Origin of the sequence: Lysobacter sp. 5GHs7-4 (assembly GCF_021284765.1) — a bacterium.
Taxonomy (GTDB): domain Bacteria; phylum Pseudomonadota; class Gammaproteobacteria; order Xanthomonadales; family Xanthomonadaceae; genus Lysobacter.
The window spans coordinates 3,735,386-3,749,549 of sequence record NZ_CP089924.1 but is presented as its reverse complement, the minus strand read 5'-3'; the positions used below and the strand labels follow the sequence as shown (position 1 = coordinate 3,749,549).

The following is a 14,164-nucleotide window of genomic DNA, read 5'->3' as shown; positions in this document are numbered from 1 at the left end:
CGCGTAAAGAGGATAAGCCTGGCATTTTAACAGTCGCCGAGCGCGCGAATGGACGTTCCGGCCCCACTACGGCACCATTTCCTCCATTACGCACCTACTAGGGACAGCGATGGTTCGGGCAATCCGCGTTTTTCTGGTCGCGACCCTGCTGCTGGCGAGCTCTGCCGCCTGGGCGCAGCGTGTCGAGGGCGATCGCGCCAAGGCCGAGGGCGTTTACGCGGCCGAAGTGCCGGTCAACGGCCAGGGCGAGGCCGAGCGCAACGCCGGATTCGCGCGCGCGCTGGCGCAGGTGCTGGGCAAGCTGTCCGGCGACCGCGGCGCGGCCGCGCGCCCGGGCGTGGGCCAGGAGCTGCGCCGCGCCAAGGACTACGTGGCCGGCTACGACTACCGTCAGGACGAGGGCGTGGGCCCGACCGGGGCACCCAGCTACCGCACCACCCTGGTGGTCAATTTCGACCAGGGCCAGGTCGACAGCCTGGCCTCGGTGCTGGGCCTGCCGGTGTGGCCGACGCCGCGCCCCAAGCCGGTGCTGTGGCTGGCGATCGACGACGGCAGCGGTCCGCGCCTGGTCGGCCTGGCCCAGGCCAACGCCGCCCGCTCGACCCTGAACCGCGCCGTCGAGCGCGGCTACCGGCTGGGCCTGCCCACCGGCAACGCGGCTGAACAGGCCGCGGTCGGCGCGATCTGGCGCGGCGACAGCGCCGCGGTGGCGCGCGCCTCGGCCCGTTACAGCCCGCCGATGCAGCTGATCGGCAAGCTCTACCGCTCCAAGGCCGGCTGGAAGGCCGACTGGATCTTCGTCGACAGCGGCAAGGTGCTGTCGACCTGGACCAGCGAAGAGGCCGACGCGCGCCGCGCCATGGCCGGCGGCGCCGACGGCGCGGCCGACGCGCTGATGCGCCGCTACGCCAAGCGCGGCTCCGCCGCGGGTCCGCCGGGCATCTACCGTGTCACCTTCACCGGCCTGACCAGCAGCGACGACTACATCCGCCTGGCCGGCTATCTGCAGCGCCTGGCCGTGGTGCGCAAGCTCACGCCGATACGCGCCACCCCGGGCGGCGTCGAGCTGGAGCTGGACCTGATCTCCGGTCTGCAGGGCCTCAAGCGCATGAGCGAGGGCGACGACGTGATCGAGGCGCAGGAAGGCCTGGAAGGCCAGCCGCCGGTCTACCGCCTGCGCTGATCGAACCCAGGCCCACACGAACCGCGCGACCACGAAACGCGCCGCGCCGCCCGCCGGCGCGCCGCACGCTCGCAACCGACAGGACTCCTCCGGATGGAAACCACCCCCTTGCACGACATCGCCCAGTTCCTGCGCCGCCTGCAGTGGGCCGCGCTCGGCGTGGGCGCGTGCTGGCTGCTGTGGCTGCTGGCGCCGGTGCTGACCCCGTTCGTGGTGGCGGCGATGCTGGGCTGGCTGGGCGACCCGCTGGTCGACCGCCTGGAGCGCGCCGGCCGTTCGCGCAACGTCGCCGTGACCCTGGTGTTCACGGCGATGGCGCTGCTGGTGCTGCTGGTGCTGGTGATCCTGGTGCCGCTGATCGAGCGACAGATCTCGACCCTGATCGCGTCGCTGCCCAGCTACCGCGACTGGTTCATGAACACCGCGCTGCCGTGGGTGGAGGCGCGCACCGGTTTCGAAATCACGGTGTGGCTGGATCTGGAGCACATCTCGCAGCTGGTGCGCAGCAACTGGGAGCGCGCCGGCGGCGTCGCCACCACGGCGCTGGGCTATCTGTCGCGTTCGGGCTTCGCCCTGATCGGCGTGGTCGCCAACCTCGCCCTGCTGCCGGTGATCACCTTCTTCTTCCTGCGCGACTGGGACCTGATGGTCGCCCGCGTGGCCTCGCTGATTCCGCGCAATCACCTGGACACCGTCGGCCGCCTCGCGCGCGAGTCCAGCGACGTGCTCGGCGCGTTCCTGCGCGGCCAGTTCCTGGTGATGCTGATCCTGGGCGTGATGTACGGCCTGGGCCTGTGGGCGGTGGGTCTGGATCTGGGCATCCTGATCGGCCTGATCGCCGGCCTGCTGACCTTCGTTCCGTATCTGGGCCCGGCCAGCGGCATCGTGCTGGGCAGCATCGCCGCGCTGGTGCAGTTCGGGGACTGGAAGTACGTGGCCGGCGTGCTGACCGTGTTCGGCATCGGCCAGCTGATCGAAGGCTATTGGCTCACGCCCAAGCTGGTCGGCGACCGCATCGGCCTGCATCCGGTGGCGGTGATCTTCGCCGTGCTCGCCGGCGGCCAGCTGTTCGGCTTCCTCGGCATGCTGCTGGCGCTGCCGGTGGCGGCGGTGACCAACGTGCTGTTGCGCTACGCGCAGGAGCGTTACACGCGCAGCCGCCTGTACGCGGGCACGCCGTCGGCGATCCTGCTGGAGCCGACGCCGCACAACATGCCGGCGCCGACGGAGCGCGAGGCCGAGTGAGCTTGCGTCGATGACCGCCAAGCAGCTGCCGCTGGCGTTGCGCTACCCGCCGGATCAGCGACTGGACACCTTCGTCGCGGCACCGGAGGGCAGCCTTGAGCAGCTGCGCGCGTTGGCGCGCGGACCGAGTTCCGACTGGCTGTACCTGGCCGGCCCGGCGGGCGTGGGCAAAACCCATCTGCTGCTGGGCGCCTGCGCCGAGGCCGAAGCCGCCGGCCGCCGCGCCGCCTATCTGCCGCTGATGGCGGCCGCCGGCCGCGCGCGCGACGCGCTGGAGGCGCTGGAAGGCAACGACCTGCTGGCCCTGGACGGGCTGGACGCCATCGCCGGCACGCGCGAGGACGAGATCGCCTTGTTCGACGCCCACAACCGCGCCCGCGCCGCCGGTGCGGCGGTGATTTACGCCGGCCGCGAAGCGCCCGACGGCCTGGCGCTGACGCTGCCGGACCTGCGCTCGCGCCTGTCGCAATGCGCGCGCATCGCACTGTCGCCGCTGGACGACGACGGCCGCGCCGAAGTGTTGCGCCAGCGCGCGCAGCGCCGCGGGCTGGTGTTGGAAGAAGCCGCGCTGGATTGGCTGCTCAAGCGTGTCGACCGCGATCTGGCCGGCCTGACCGCCTTGCTCGACCGCCTCGACCGCGCCTCGCTGGCAGCGCAACGCCGCATCACCGTGCCGTTTTTGAAGCAGACGCTGGAGCAGCGCTGAGGCCAGGTGCGTCACCCCGCAATGCGGCGCGGCCAGCGTCGCGGCCAGCGTATCGAGGTCACCACCATCGACCTCGCGAGAACGCTCGCAATCCCCCTGTAGGAGCGGCGTAAGCCGCGACCGCGACACTGGCTTGCGTGGCATGCGCGACCCGCCGCGCTAACGAATCGCGGCTCACGCCGCTCCCACAGGAATCAAAGACGCCTGCGCACGCGCCACTCACGTCGCTCCGCGATATGGCGTTCGCGCGCGACTCCGCCGATCACCGTTGAACCCGTGTTCGGATATCCAAGCACGTGCAGACGCTGAATGCCTTCTGTGGGAGCGGCGTGAGCCGCGATTGCGGGACTCGCTTGCGTCGTGAGCTGGGTGTTGAGCAGCCATCGTCGTGGCCTGCGTCGTTGGCGTAGTGGCGCGGTCGCGGCTTACGCCGCTCCTACCCAAAGCGCTCGACCGCCGTGCCCAACCCAAAGCATTCAACCGAGCCAGCGGCTCAACGCCCGCAGCGCGCATACCCCGGCACGTTCAAACCCAGCACGATATCGCGCTGCACGCGCCAGCCGCTGCGCGCGTCGCCCTGTGGGCGGGCGATGCCGCTGCCGCCGTAAGCCAGGCGCTGCTGCGCGCGCCGCGCCGGAGTCAGGCGCGGATCGTCGTCGAACAACACATCGCCCAGGTAGTAGGTGCAGCGCCCGCGCTCGATCACGTGCAGGTGGATGTGTTCGGGCTCGTCGCTGCTGGGGTAGCCGCCGGGGCGGATCGTGCGGAAGCTGTAGCGGCCCTGCGCATCGGTCACCGCCCAGCCGCGCAGGCGGCCGTGTCGCGCGGCGGCCCCGGACAGGCGCGCGTCGTGCGGGTACACACCGCCGCGGTCGGTCTGGTAGGCGTACACGATCACGCCTGGCACCGGCGCGCCCGGCCCGCTGCGTGCGTTGAGGCGCACGGTGCCGCTCAGCAACAAGGCTTGGCCGGGCTCGTTGGCGGGCGCCAGCCGCGACGCCGAGGCCGGCTTGGCGGGCAGCCCGTCGAACACCGCCTCGCAGCCTTCGCAGGGCTGGCTGAGGACGATCTCGCGCACGGCGGCGGAGAACGCGGGCGCGGCGAAGGCGGAAGTCAGCAACAGCACAGACAGCATGAGGCGTGAGCGCACGGCGATCTCCTGAGCGTGTCGGGCGGTGAGCTTAGGGGGCAGCGGCCTCGTCGGGCCAGTCGATGAATTCCGCCGCCACCGCGTCGGTCAGCCACACGCCGTTGTCGGCGCGAAAGAAGGCCGCGCCGCGTGCGTGCATCTCGCCCGCGCGCACGTGCAGCACGACCGGGCGGCCGTGGCGGCTGCCGACCTTGTGCGCGGTGTCGCGGTCGCTGGACAGGTGCACCTGCTGGCGGCTTTGCTTGCGCAAGCCTTGTGCGCGGATCGCGTCGGCGTAGCGGGTGGCGGTGCCGTGGTACAGCGAGTCCGGCGGTGCGATCGGCATCAGGGCCAGATCGATCTCGATCGAGTGGCCCTGGTTGGCGCGGATACGGCGGCCGTCGTCGCTGAGTTTGAAGCGCTGCTTGTCGTTGTCGCGGACCAGCTGCTGCAACAGCGCGTGGTCGTAGCGCTTGCCGTGCGCTGCGGCTTTGGCGATGAGTTCGTCGACGTCGGCCCAGCCCTGTTCGTCCAGTTGCAGGCCGATGGCCTCGGGGTCGTGACGCAGGATCAGGCTGAGGAATTTGCTGAGCGGTTTGAGGGTGTCGGTCATGTCGACGCGCATGCTAGCAGGTCGCTTTCGCATGCCAGCCGTCGCGGCGGCCGCTCAGGGTGTCGGCGGATCGCCGGCTTCGACCGCCGCCTGCAAGGCTTGCAGGAACGGGCTGTGCGTCAGTTCGCCGCCCCAGCCGTTGCCGTGCAGCAAGCCGCCCATCGGCAGGCGCGAACGCCAGCCCTGCGCCTGCAGTTCCGGCTGCGGCAGGAATTCCTCCACATAGCCCAGACACAGGTAAGCCACCGGCACCACGCGTTCGGGCAGGTTCAGCACGCAGCTCAGGTCCGCGGGTTCCAGGATGCTGACCCAGCCCACGCCTATGCCTTCGGCGCGCGCGGCCAGCCACAGGTTCTGCACGGCCAGGCAGGCGCTGAACAAGTCGGCGTCGAGCATGGTGTTGCGGCCCAGCACGTGTTCGCCGCCGCGTTCGCGGTCGCAGGTCACGCACAGGTTGAGCGGGCTGTCGACGATGCCTTCCAGCTTGAGCCGGCGGTACAACGCGGCGCGTTCGTCGCGGTAGTTGTGTGCGGCCTGGGCGTTGGCGTGTTCGTGCAGGGCTTTGACCCGCTGCTTGACCTGGGCGTCGTCTATGACCACGAAATCCCAGGGCTGCATGAAACCCACCGACGGCGCGTGATGCGCGGCGCGCAGCAGTCGCTCCAGCACCTCGGCGGGGATCGGGTCGGGCCGGAACTGCGAGCGCACGTCGCGTCGCTCGAAGATCGCGCGGTAGACGCCGTGGCGCTGCTCCTCGCTGAAGCCGTGGTCGCCGCTCAAGTCGGGTTCCCGCTCAGTTCCGTATCCAACTGCTGCAGCCGCTGCGGCGTGCCCACGTCGGTCCAGCGTCCGCGATGGTGCTCGCCGCTGATGCGGCCGGCGGCCATGTGCGCGCGCAGGATCGGCGCCAAGCGGAAGCGCGGCAGCGGATCGTCGGCGCCCGGGTCGCTGCTGTGTTCGCGCCAGCCGTCCAGCAACTGCGGCCGGTAGATGCCCAGGCCGGCATAGGTCAGGCGCTGTTCGCCGTCGCTGCGCACCAGGCCGTCGGTGTCTAGCGCGAAATCGCCCTGGGTGGCTTGCGGCGGTCGGTCCACCATCACCAGGTGCGCCAGTCCGGCCGGCTCGCGCGGCAGGCGCGCGAAATCGAAGTCGGTCCAGATGTCGCCGTTGACCAGCAGGAACGGCGCATCGCCGAGCAGCGGTAGGGCGTGCAGCATGCCGCCGCCGGTTTCCAGCGGTGTGCCGCCTTCGTAGGAATAGACGATGCGCAGGCCCCAGCGCGCGCCGTCGCCCAATGCCTGCGGGAAGCGATCGGCCAACCAGGAGGTGTTGACCACGACCTCGCGCACGCCGCAGACCGCCAGTTTTTTCAGATGCCACTCGATCAGCGGCTTGCCCGCGACCGCGAGCAAGGGCTTGGGGGTGGTGTCGGTGAGCGGGCGCATGCGCTCGCCCAGGCCGGCGGCGAAGATCAGCGCCTTCATGCCGACAGCCTCGCCAGGGCCGGACGGATGCGCGTGTCGAGCAGCTCCGCCAGCGGTTGCAGTTCCGGATAGCGCGGCAGCACTTCGTCCAGGTAGGCGATAAAGCGCGGCGCGTCGGGCAGGTATTTGGTCTTGCCGTCGCGGTAGTGCAGGCGCGCGAAGATGCCGAGGATCTTGAGATGGCGCTGCACGCCCAGCCAGTCGGCGTCGCGGCGGAAGCGCGCCAGCGGCGGCACCGGCACGCCGGCGGCGAGCGCGCGTTCGTGGTAGCGCGCCAGCCAGCCGTCGACGCGCGCCAGCGGCCAGCTGAGGAACGCGTCCTTGAACAGGCTGATCGCGTCGTAGGCCACCGGGCCGCGCACGCAGTCCTGGAAATCCAGCACGGCGGGACCGGGCGCGACCGGCATCAGATTCCGCGGCATAAAGTCGCGGTGGGTCAGCACCTGCGCCTGCGCCAGCGCGTTGTCCATCAGCCGGCGCTGCACCAGTTCCAGGCGATCGCTGTCGTCGCAATCCAGCTGCAGGCCCAGGTGACGGCCCAGGAACCATTCCTCGAACAGGCCGGCGTCGCGCTGCAACAGCGCCTCGCCGAACTCGCCCATGCCTGCGGGCGGGGCGATCGCCTGCAGCCTCAGCAATTGCCCGATGGCGGCGTCGAAATGGGCATCGGCGCTGTCGGCGTCGATGACCTGCGCCAGGGTCGGGCCGCCCAGGTCTTCCAGCAGCAGGAACCCGTGCTCGACGTCCTCGACCAGCACGCGTGGCACGCGCACGCCGCCTTGCTCCAGCAGCGTGCGCAGGCGCAGCCAGGGGCGCACGTCCTCCAGCGCGGGCGGCGAATCCATGACGATGGCGCTGGCCGGCATGCCGGCCGCGTCCGGCGCGGCGCGCCAGTAACTGCGGAAGCCGGCATCGACCGAGGCGCGCTCGAGTTGCAGGCGCTGGTCGCCGGTGGCGTGGCGGGCCCAGGCGAGGCGCGCGTCGGCGCGCTCGTCGGCGTGTGGCTGGGTCATGCGGTCTCCGCGCGGCCAAAGGGGCCGCGAGCGCACAGGGTACGCGGCCGGCCGGGCGGGGTGAATGGCTGGGTGGGGCAGGGACACGCGCCGCTGGCCGGCGGTGCTTAAGCTGGACGCCGGCAGAGAGGCGCTGAAGCAAAATGGGTTCCGGCTTTCGCCGGAATGACGCAGTGGAGGAGATCGGTTTTCCGATTCGTGGTTCCAGCACAAGCCAAAGCTCGCGCCGAAACCCCCATCGCCCGTCATTCCGGCGAAAGCCGGAACCCCTTCGTCCGTCATTCCGGCGAAAGCCGGAACCCATTTTGATCTTGCTCCAGTACGAGCCGACTCGCGTCGGCCCCGCACCGGCCCCGTCAGGCGGCGACCGTGTCGTCCTGCTCCAGTGTCGCCAGCCACTCCTCGTCGGAACCTTCCGCGACGCCTTCGAACAGGAAGGTCGACAGGTAGCGCTCGCCGGTGTCGGGCAGCATCGCCAGCAGCACGCTGCCGGGCGGCGCCTGCTCGGCGACCTGTAGCGCGGCGGCGACGGTGGCGCCGGCGGAGATGCCGACGAACACGCCTTCCTCGGCGGCGAGGCGGCGCGCGGTGTCGCGTGCGAGCACGTCGTCGACCGGGCGCACCTCGTCGGCGACGCCGCGGTCCAGTACGGCCGGCACGAAGTCCGGGGTCCAGCCCTGGATTTTGTGCGGCTGCCAGTCCTTGCCGCTGAGCAGCGAGGCGCCGGCGGGCTCGGACGCGACGATCTTCAGATCGGGGCGCGCCAGCTTGAGCACCTGGCCGGCGCCGCTGAGCGTGCCGCCGGTGCCCCAGCCGGTCACGAAGTAATCCAGCCGCTTGCCGGCGAAATCGCGCAGGATCTCCGGCCCGGTGGTGCTGCGGTGATAGGCCGGATTGGCCGGATTCTCGAACTGGCGCGCCAGGAACCAGCCATGTTTGGCCGCCAGTTCGGCGGCCTTGCGCACCATCCCGCTGCCGCGCTCGGCGGCCGGCGTCAGGATCACCTTGGCGCCGTAGGCGCGCATCAGCTTGCGGCGTTCGACCGAGAAGGTTTCGGTCATCACCGCCACGAACGGATAACCGCGCGCGGCGGCGACCATCGCCAGCGCGATGCCGGTGTTGCCGGACGTCGCCTCGACGATGGTCTGACCCGGCTTGAGCGCGCCGCTGCGCTCGGCGTCCAGCACGATCGCCAGCGCCAGACGGTCCTTGACCGAGCCGCCGGGGTTGAAGGATTCGACCTTGGCGTACAGCGATACGTGCGCCGGTGCGATCCGGTGCAGTTTGACGATGGGGGTGTTGCCGATGGTGTCGAGGATGCTGTCGTAGAGGGCCATGGCCGATCCGCAGAAGAGGGTGGGAGTGTGTGTGTCAGGCCGCTTCGGCCAGCGCCGGCGCGTAGCGCAGCGGCGCCGCGCCGTACCAATGCAGGCGTTCGGCCAGGCCCGCGACCTCGCCGACGATCAGCAGCGCCGGCGAACGCACGCCGTGCGCGAGCGCGGCATCGGGCAGTTCGGCCAGGGTGCCGACCACGGTGCGTTGGTTGGCGCGCGAGCCGTTTTCGATCAGCGCGAACGGCGTGCTTGGCGCGCGCCCGTGCGCGATGAGGCGGTCGCGCAAGCGGTCCAGTCCGGCCACACCCATGTACACCGCCAGGGTCTGGCGCTCCTGCGCCAGCGCGGCCCAGTCCAGCGCGTCTTCCGAATCCTTGCAGTGCGCGGTCACCAGCCGCACCGCCTGCGCATGCTCGCGATGGGTGAGCGGCACGCCGGCATAGGCGGCGCAGGCCAGCGCGGCGGTGATGCCGGGCACCACCTCGTAGTCGATGCCGTGCGCGCGCAGCACTTCGATTTCCTCGCCGCCGCGCCCGAACACGAACGGATCGCCGCCCTTGAGCCGGACCACGCGCTTGCCGGCGCGCGCGTGCGCGAGCATCAGCTCGTGGATGCGGTCCTGGGTGGTGTGGTGATCGCCGGCTTGCTTGCCGACCTCGATGCGCTCGGCGTCGCGTCGCGCCAGTTGCAGTACTTCGGCACTGACCAGGCGGTCGTGCAGGATCACGTCGGCTTCGTTGAGCGCGCGCAGGCCGCGCAGGGTCAGCAGGCCCGGATCGCCAGGGCCGGCGCCGACCAGCACCACCGCGCCGCGCCGCGCACGCGGTTCGCGCGCGTCCAGGGCGTCGTCGAATGCGCGCTGCGCCGCGCGATGGCGGCGCTGGCGCAACAGGCCCTGCAGCGGGCCGTCGAGCAGGCCGTCGAAGAAACGCCGGCGCGCGCCCAGGTCCGGATAGCGCGCGCGGATGCGTAGGCGTTCGCGGCCCAGCAGTTCGGCCAGGTCGGCCATGGACGGATCGAGCTGAGTTTCCAGGCGCTCGCGCAGATGCCGCGCCAGCATCGGCGCGCCGCCGCCGCTGGAGATCGCGATCTGCAAGGGCCCGCGTTCGATCCGCGCCGGCACGTGGAAGCTGGAGGCTTCGGCGTCGTCGACCACGTTGACCCAGAGCCGGCGCGCCTCGCCGGCCGCGGCGACCGCGCGGTTGACCGCGACGTCGTCGGTGGCGGCGATCGCCAGCCAGACCTCGTCCAGCCACTGCTCGACGAACTCGCCGGGCAGGTGGCGGATGCGGCCCTGTTCGGCCAGCTGCACCAGCGAAGCCTGCAGCGCGGGCGCGCCGACGCGCACCTGCGCCCCGGCGTCCAGCAAGGCCTCGACCTTGCGCTGCGCGACCGCGCCGCCGCCCACCACGAGAACGGCACGGCCGCGCAGAGCGGCGAACAGGGGAAAAAGACCGGTACTCATACGAAAGGCGGGGCGCGTTGGGCCTGAAGACGATGGGGCGAACCTACAAATCCCCGCGCGGCGGGGGAAATGACGCCCCCGCCTGTGCCCATGCCCTAACGGCATGAGCGCGGCTGCGCCGGCGGGCGGACACTACTGGACAGCGGCCCGGGGCCGGCTTAATCTATAAATCCTTCTATCCGAATAAAGAGATGAATGTGAACGCGATGCCGTGTCGGATGCCCGGGTGTTGCCGCGCCGCCGCCTGCCGCCGTTCCTCCGTCTCCCCGCTTCGGATCCCGCCGTTATGACCCTGACCCAACTGCGCTACCTGGTCGCCATCGCCGACTCGGGCCTCAACATCACCTTGGCCGCCGAGCGCGTGCACGCGACCCAGCCCGGCTTGTCCAAGCAGCTCAAGCAGTTGGAGGACGAGCTGGGCTTCCAGTTGTTCGTGCGCAAGGGCCGCAGCCTGGAAGCGATCGCGCCGGCCGGCGAGCGCGTGCTCGCGCATGCGCGCCGCATCCTCGACGAGGCCGGCAACATCCGCGCCTACGCCGCCAACGAGCGCGGCCAGCACGCCGGCCGCCTGGTCCTGGCCACCACGCACACCCAGGCGCGTTATGTGCTGCCGCCGGTGATCGCGAACGTGAAGCGCGGCTTCCCGCAGGTCAGCGTGCACTTGCAGGCCGCCGCCGACGGCGAGGTGCTGGAGCATCTGTCGCACGGCAATGCCGACCTGGCGGTGATCAGCACCGCCGGCGCCGCGCCCGAGGGCGGGTTGGCGGTGCCGCTGTTCCGCTGGCGGCGCGTGGTGCTGGTGCCCAGCACGCATGCGCTGGCCGCGCTCAAGCGCGCGCCCACGCTCAGCGAACTGGCCGCGCACCCGTTGATCAGCTACGAATCCTCGACGCGTCCGGAATCCTCGCTGCGGCGCGCCTTCGCCGCCGGCGGCGCCGAACCGCAACTGGCGATGACCGCGCGCGACGCCGACCTGATCAAGACCTACGTGCGCGCCGGCCTCGGCGTGGGCGTGCTGGCCGAGATGGCCGTGACCGGGCGCGACGAAGACCTCAAGGCGCTGACCGCGCCCGATGCGCTGCCCGAATGCGTGACCTGGGCGGTGATCCCGCGCGCGCGCGTGCTGCGCGACTACGCGCTGGAACTGCTGCACGGCCTGGCGCCGCAGATCGACCGCCGCGATTTGCGGCGCGTGCTCGAGGGCAATCTCGAGGCGCAGTGGCCGCGCGCGCCCAGCTGGGACGAGTTGGTGCGGGGTAAGAGCGTGGCTTGAGGAGAGGGCGTTCGACCGCGCAGCGCGGTTTCGTTGGCGTCTGAGTCTCTGAAAAGCAAATCCCCCCTAGCCCCCTTTTCAAAGGGGGGAACTGCAGGCGCAAGATCTGGGCTCTATCGCCACTGGCGAGCGCGCGCAAATCAGCGACAACGGCAGGTCCGCACGAAACTACCGTTCCCCCTTTGTAGAAGGGGGCTAGGGGGGATTTGCTTCTAGCGCGCAATCCTCAAGCCGCCTGCTCCGTCGTCCCCTCATCGTCGAAGTGCAGCCCGCACTCGCGCTTGAGCCCGAAGAACCGCGTGTCCTCCTCGCGCATGCCGGCCTCCAGCTTGCTGGTGGTGTGCACGTCGCCGATCGACACGTAGCCGTCGTGCCACAGCGGGTGGTAGGGCAGGTCGTGCTGCTGCAGGTACTGCCAGACGTCGCGGTCGCTCCAGTCGGCCAGCGGGTGCAGTTTCCAGCGGCCGTCGCGCAGGCTGAGGAAGTCGAGGTTGGCGCGGCTGCTGGACTGGCTGCGGCGCAGGCCGGCGATCCAGGTGCGCACGCCCAACTCGTTCAAGGCGCGCTGCATCGGCTCGACCTTGCGCAGGCGGTTGTAGCGCTCGATGCCGTCCACGCCCTGTTCCCAGATCTTGCCCATGCGCGCTTCCATCCAGGCAATGCCGATCTGCGGCCGATAGACCTTGAGGTTCAGGTCCAGGCGGCTGCTCATGTCGTCGACGAAGCGGTAGGTCTCCGGGAACAGATAACCGGTGTCGATCAGGATCACCGGAATCTTCGGCGCCTGCCGCGTGACCATGTGCAGGCTGACCGCGGCCTGCGCGCCGAAGCTGGACGACAGCGCGTGCTCGCCGGCGGTGTTCTCCAGCGCCCAGGCGATACGGTCCTGCGCGCTCAGGCGTTCCAGCCAACGGTTGAGATCGGCCAGCGCGCGCGGCGATTCGGCGGCGGTGATGGGATCGGGCGGGCTCATGCGCGGACCTCGGAGGCGACGACCGAGATCGGAATGCTCGGCCGGATGGCGTGGGGCGGAATGACGACGGCGGCGCTGCGCAGCAGGTAGTCGCCGAAGCCTTCGTCGGCCTGGCGCTGCGCGGCGTAATCGGCGAACAGCGGGTCCAGCGCGGCCAGGATTTCGGGCTCGGCGATGTTCTCGCGGTACAGCGTGTTGAGGCGCTGGCCGCGGTGATCGGCGCCCAGCATCAGGTTGTAGCGGCCGGGCGCCTTGCCGACCAGGGCGATCTCGCCCAGGTACGGACGCGAGCAGCCGTTGGGGCAGCCGCTGATGCGCAGGTGGATCGGCGCATCGGCGATGGCGTGGCGCTCCAGCAAGGTCTCGACCTTGCCGATCAGTTCCGGCAGATAGCGTTCGGCCTCGGCCATCGCCAGGCCGCAGGTCGGCAGCGCGACGCAGGCCAGGGCGTTGCGGCGCAACGGACTGGCCGCGCGATAGCCGTCCAGACCGTACTGCGCGATCAGCGCGTCGACGCGTTCGCGCAGCGCGGGCGCGATGCCGGCGATGGTCAGATTCTGGTTGGGCGTCATGCGGAACTGCGTGCCGTCGCCGGCTTCGTCCAGCACGCGCGCCAGTTCGCGCAGGCCGCTGAGATGGCGCACCTGGGCGCCGTCGGCGGATTCGCCGTCGACGATGCGGCCGGCAGGAATGCGCAGGGTCAGGTGCGCGCGTCCGTCCTCGCCTTCGACCCAGCCGAAACGATCGCCATTATGGGCGAAGGCGAACGGCCGCGCGGGGAGGAGAGAGAACCCGGCGCGGCGTTCGACTTCGTTCTTGAACCACTCCAGACCGTGGTCGTCGATGGTGTACTTCAGCCGCGCGCGCTTGCGCACGGCGCGGTTGCCGTGATCGCGCTGGGCGGTGACCACCGCCTCGCCGACCGCGATCACCTGATCGGGCGTGACGAAGCCGATCACGTTGCCCAGACGCGGATAGGTTTCCGGATCGCCGTGGGTCGCGCCCATGCCGCCGCCGACGCTGACGTTGTAGCCCTGCAGCTCGCCGGCCTCGTCCAGCACCGCGATATAGCCCAGGTCCTGGGCGAACACGTCGACGTCGTTGTAAGGCGGCACCGCGAAGCCGATCTTGAACTTGCGCGGCAGGTAGACGTTGCCGTAGATCGGTTCGTCCTCTTCGCCGCTGCCGGCCACGCGCTCCTCGTCCAGCCAGATTTCGTAGTAGGCGCGGGTGTTGGGCAGCAGGTGCTCGGACAGCGCCGCGGCCTGCGCGTAGACCGCGGCATGCGCCTGCGAGCGCTGCGGGTTGGCGGCCACCGCGACATTGCGGTTGACGTCGCCGCAGGCGGCCAGGGTGTCGATCAGCGCGGCGTTGATCGCCGCCATCGTCGGCTTGAGCTCGGTCTTGATCACGCCATGGAATTGGAACGCCTGGCGCGTGGTGATGCGCAGGCCGCGTTCGGCGTAAGTGGTGGCGATGGCGTCCAGCTTCAGCCATTGCGCGGGGCTGACCACGCCGCCCGGCGTGCGGGTGCGGATCATGAAGCTGTAGGCCGGCTCCAGCTTGGCCAGGCGGCGCTCCTCGCGGAGGTCGCGGTCGTCCTGCTGGTAGCTGCCGTGGTACTTGATCAGGGTCTGATCGTCCTCGCGCAGGCTGCCGGTGACCGGGTCGGCCAGGCTGTCCAGCAGGCTGCCGCGCAGGCGCGCGCTGGAACGCTTGATGTCTTCGACGGAGTGCGCGGACATA

13 protein-coding genes are annotated in these 14,164 nt (G+C 70.5%); 4 read left to right on the top strand and 9 right to left on the bottom strand.

Annotated elements, in window-relative coordinates; genetic code table 11:
- Positions 1-109 precede the first annotated feature (109 nt).
- The 3 genes from LVB77_RS16900 to hda all read left to right on the top strand — a co-directional run bounded on the left by LVB77_RS16900 (position 110) and on the right by hda (position 3,134).
- On the top strand, positions 110-1,183 hold the full coding sequence (locus tag LVB77_RS16900) for a DUF2066 domain-containing protein (RefSeq protein WP_343226208.1): 1,074 nt from the start codon (positions 110-112) through the stop codon (positions 1,181-1,183).
- A 93-nt stretch (positions 1,184-1,276) separates the two neighbouring features.
- Entirely contained in the window at positions 1,277-2,428 is a 1,152-nt protein-coding gene (locus LVB77_RS16895; RefSeq protein WP_232907243.1) for an AI-2E family transporter, read from the top strand.
- 10 nt (positions 2,429-2,438) lie between these two features.
- Positions 2,439-3,134: a DnaA regulatory inactivator Hda gene (gene hda, locus LVB77_RS16890; RefSeq protein ID WP_232907242.1), complete on the top strand. Its 696-nt coding sequence runs from the start codon at positions 2,439-2,441 to the stop codon at positions 3,132-3,134.
- 493 nt (positions 3,135-3,627) lie between these two features.
- On the opposite strand, the gene LVB77_RS16885 is transcribed toward hda, so the two are convergent.
- From LVB77_RS16885 to cysG, 7 genes are all read right to left on the bottom strand, one after another.
- On the bottom strand, positions 3,628-4,284 hold the full coding sequence (locus tag LVB77_RS16885; protein WP_232907241.1) for a hypothetical protein: 657 nt from the start codon (positions 4,282-4,284) through the stop codon (positions 3,628-3,630).
- A 31-nt stretch (positions 4,285-4,315) separates the two neighbouring features.
- On the bottom strand, positions 4,316-4,888 hold the full coding sequence (locus tag LVB77_RS16880) for an RNA 2'-phosphotransferase (RefSeq protein WP_232907240.1): 573 nt from the start codon (positions 4,886-4,888) through the stop codon (positions 4,316-4,318).
- Between the two features lie 42 nt (positions 4,889-4,930).
- A complete protein-coding gene (gene bluB / locus LVB77_RS16875) occupies positions 4,931-5,656 on the bottom strand; it encodes a 5,6-dimethylbenzimidazole synthase (protein ID WP_232907239.1) in 726 nt (241 codons plus the stop codon).
- Entirely contained in the window at positions 5,653-6,360 is a 708-nt protein-coding gene (murU, locus tag LVB77_RS16870) for an N-acetylmuramate alpha-1-phosphate uridylyltransferase MurU (protein ID WP_232907238.1), read from the bottom strand. Before murU ends, bluB begins: the two co-directional genes overlap by 4 nt.
- Positions 6,357-7,373: a phosphotransferase gene (locus LVB77_RS16865; RefSeq protein ID WP_232907237.1), complete on the bottom strand. Its 1,017-nt coding sequence runs from the start codon at positions 7,371-7,373 to the stop codon at positions 6,357-6,359. The genes murU and LVB77_RS16865 overlap by 4 nt, the downstream gene beginning before the upstream one ends.
- A gap of 356 nt (positions 7,374-7,729) precedes the next feature.
- Positions 7,730-8,710: a cysteine synthase A gene (gene cysK / locus LVB77_RS16860; protein WP_232907236.1), complete on the bottom strand. Its 981-nt coding sequence runs from the start codon at positions 8,708-8,710 to the stop codon at positions 7,730-7,732.
- A 34-nt stretch (positions 8,711-8,744) separates the two neighbouring features.
- Positions 8,745-10,172 (bottom strand): siroheme synthase CysG, encoded by a 1,428-nt coding sequence (cysG, locus tag LVB77_RS16855; RefSeq protein WP_232907235.1) that lies wholly within the window; start codon positions 10,170-10,172, stop codon positions 8,745-8,747.
- 286 nt (positions 10,173-10,458) lie between these two features.
- Here cysG and LVB77_RS16850 point away from each other — a divergent pair, with 286 nt between their 5' ends.
- Positions 10,459-11,445 (top strand): LysR family transcriptional regulator, encoded by a 987-nt coding sequence (locus tag LVB77_RS16850; RefSeq protein ID WP_232907234.1) that lies wholly within the window; start codon positions 10,459-10,461, stop codon positions 11,443-11,445.
- A 226-nt stretch (positions 11,446-11,671) separates the two neighbouring features.
- On the opposite strand, the gene LVB77_RS16845 is transcribed toward LVB77_RS16850, so the two are convergent.
- Positions 11,672-12,418 (bottom strand): phosphoadenylyl-sulfate reductase, encoded by a 747-nt coding sequence (locus tag LVB77_RS16845; RefSeq protein WP_232907233.1) that lies wholly within the window; start codon positions 12,416-12,418, stop codon positions 11,672-11,674.
- Entirely contained in the window at positions 12,415-14,163 is a 1,749-nt protein-coding gene (gene cysI / locus LVB77_RS16840; RefSeq protein WP_232907232.1) for an assimilatory sulfite reductase (NADPH) hemoprotein subunit, read from the bottom strand. The genes LVB77_RS16845 and cysI overlap by 4 nt, the downstream gene beginning before the upstream one ends.
- Position 14,164 lies beyond the last annotated feature (1 nt).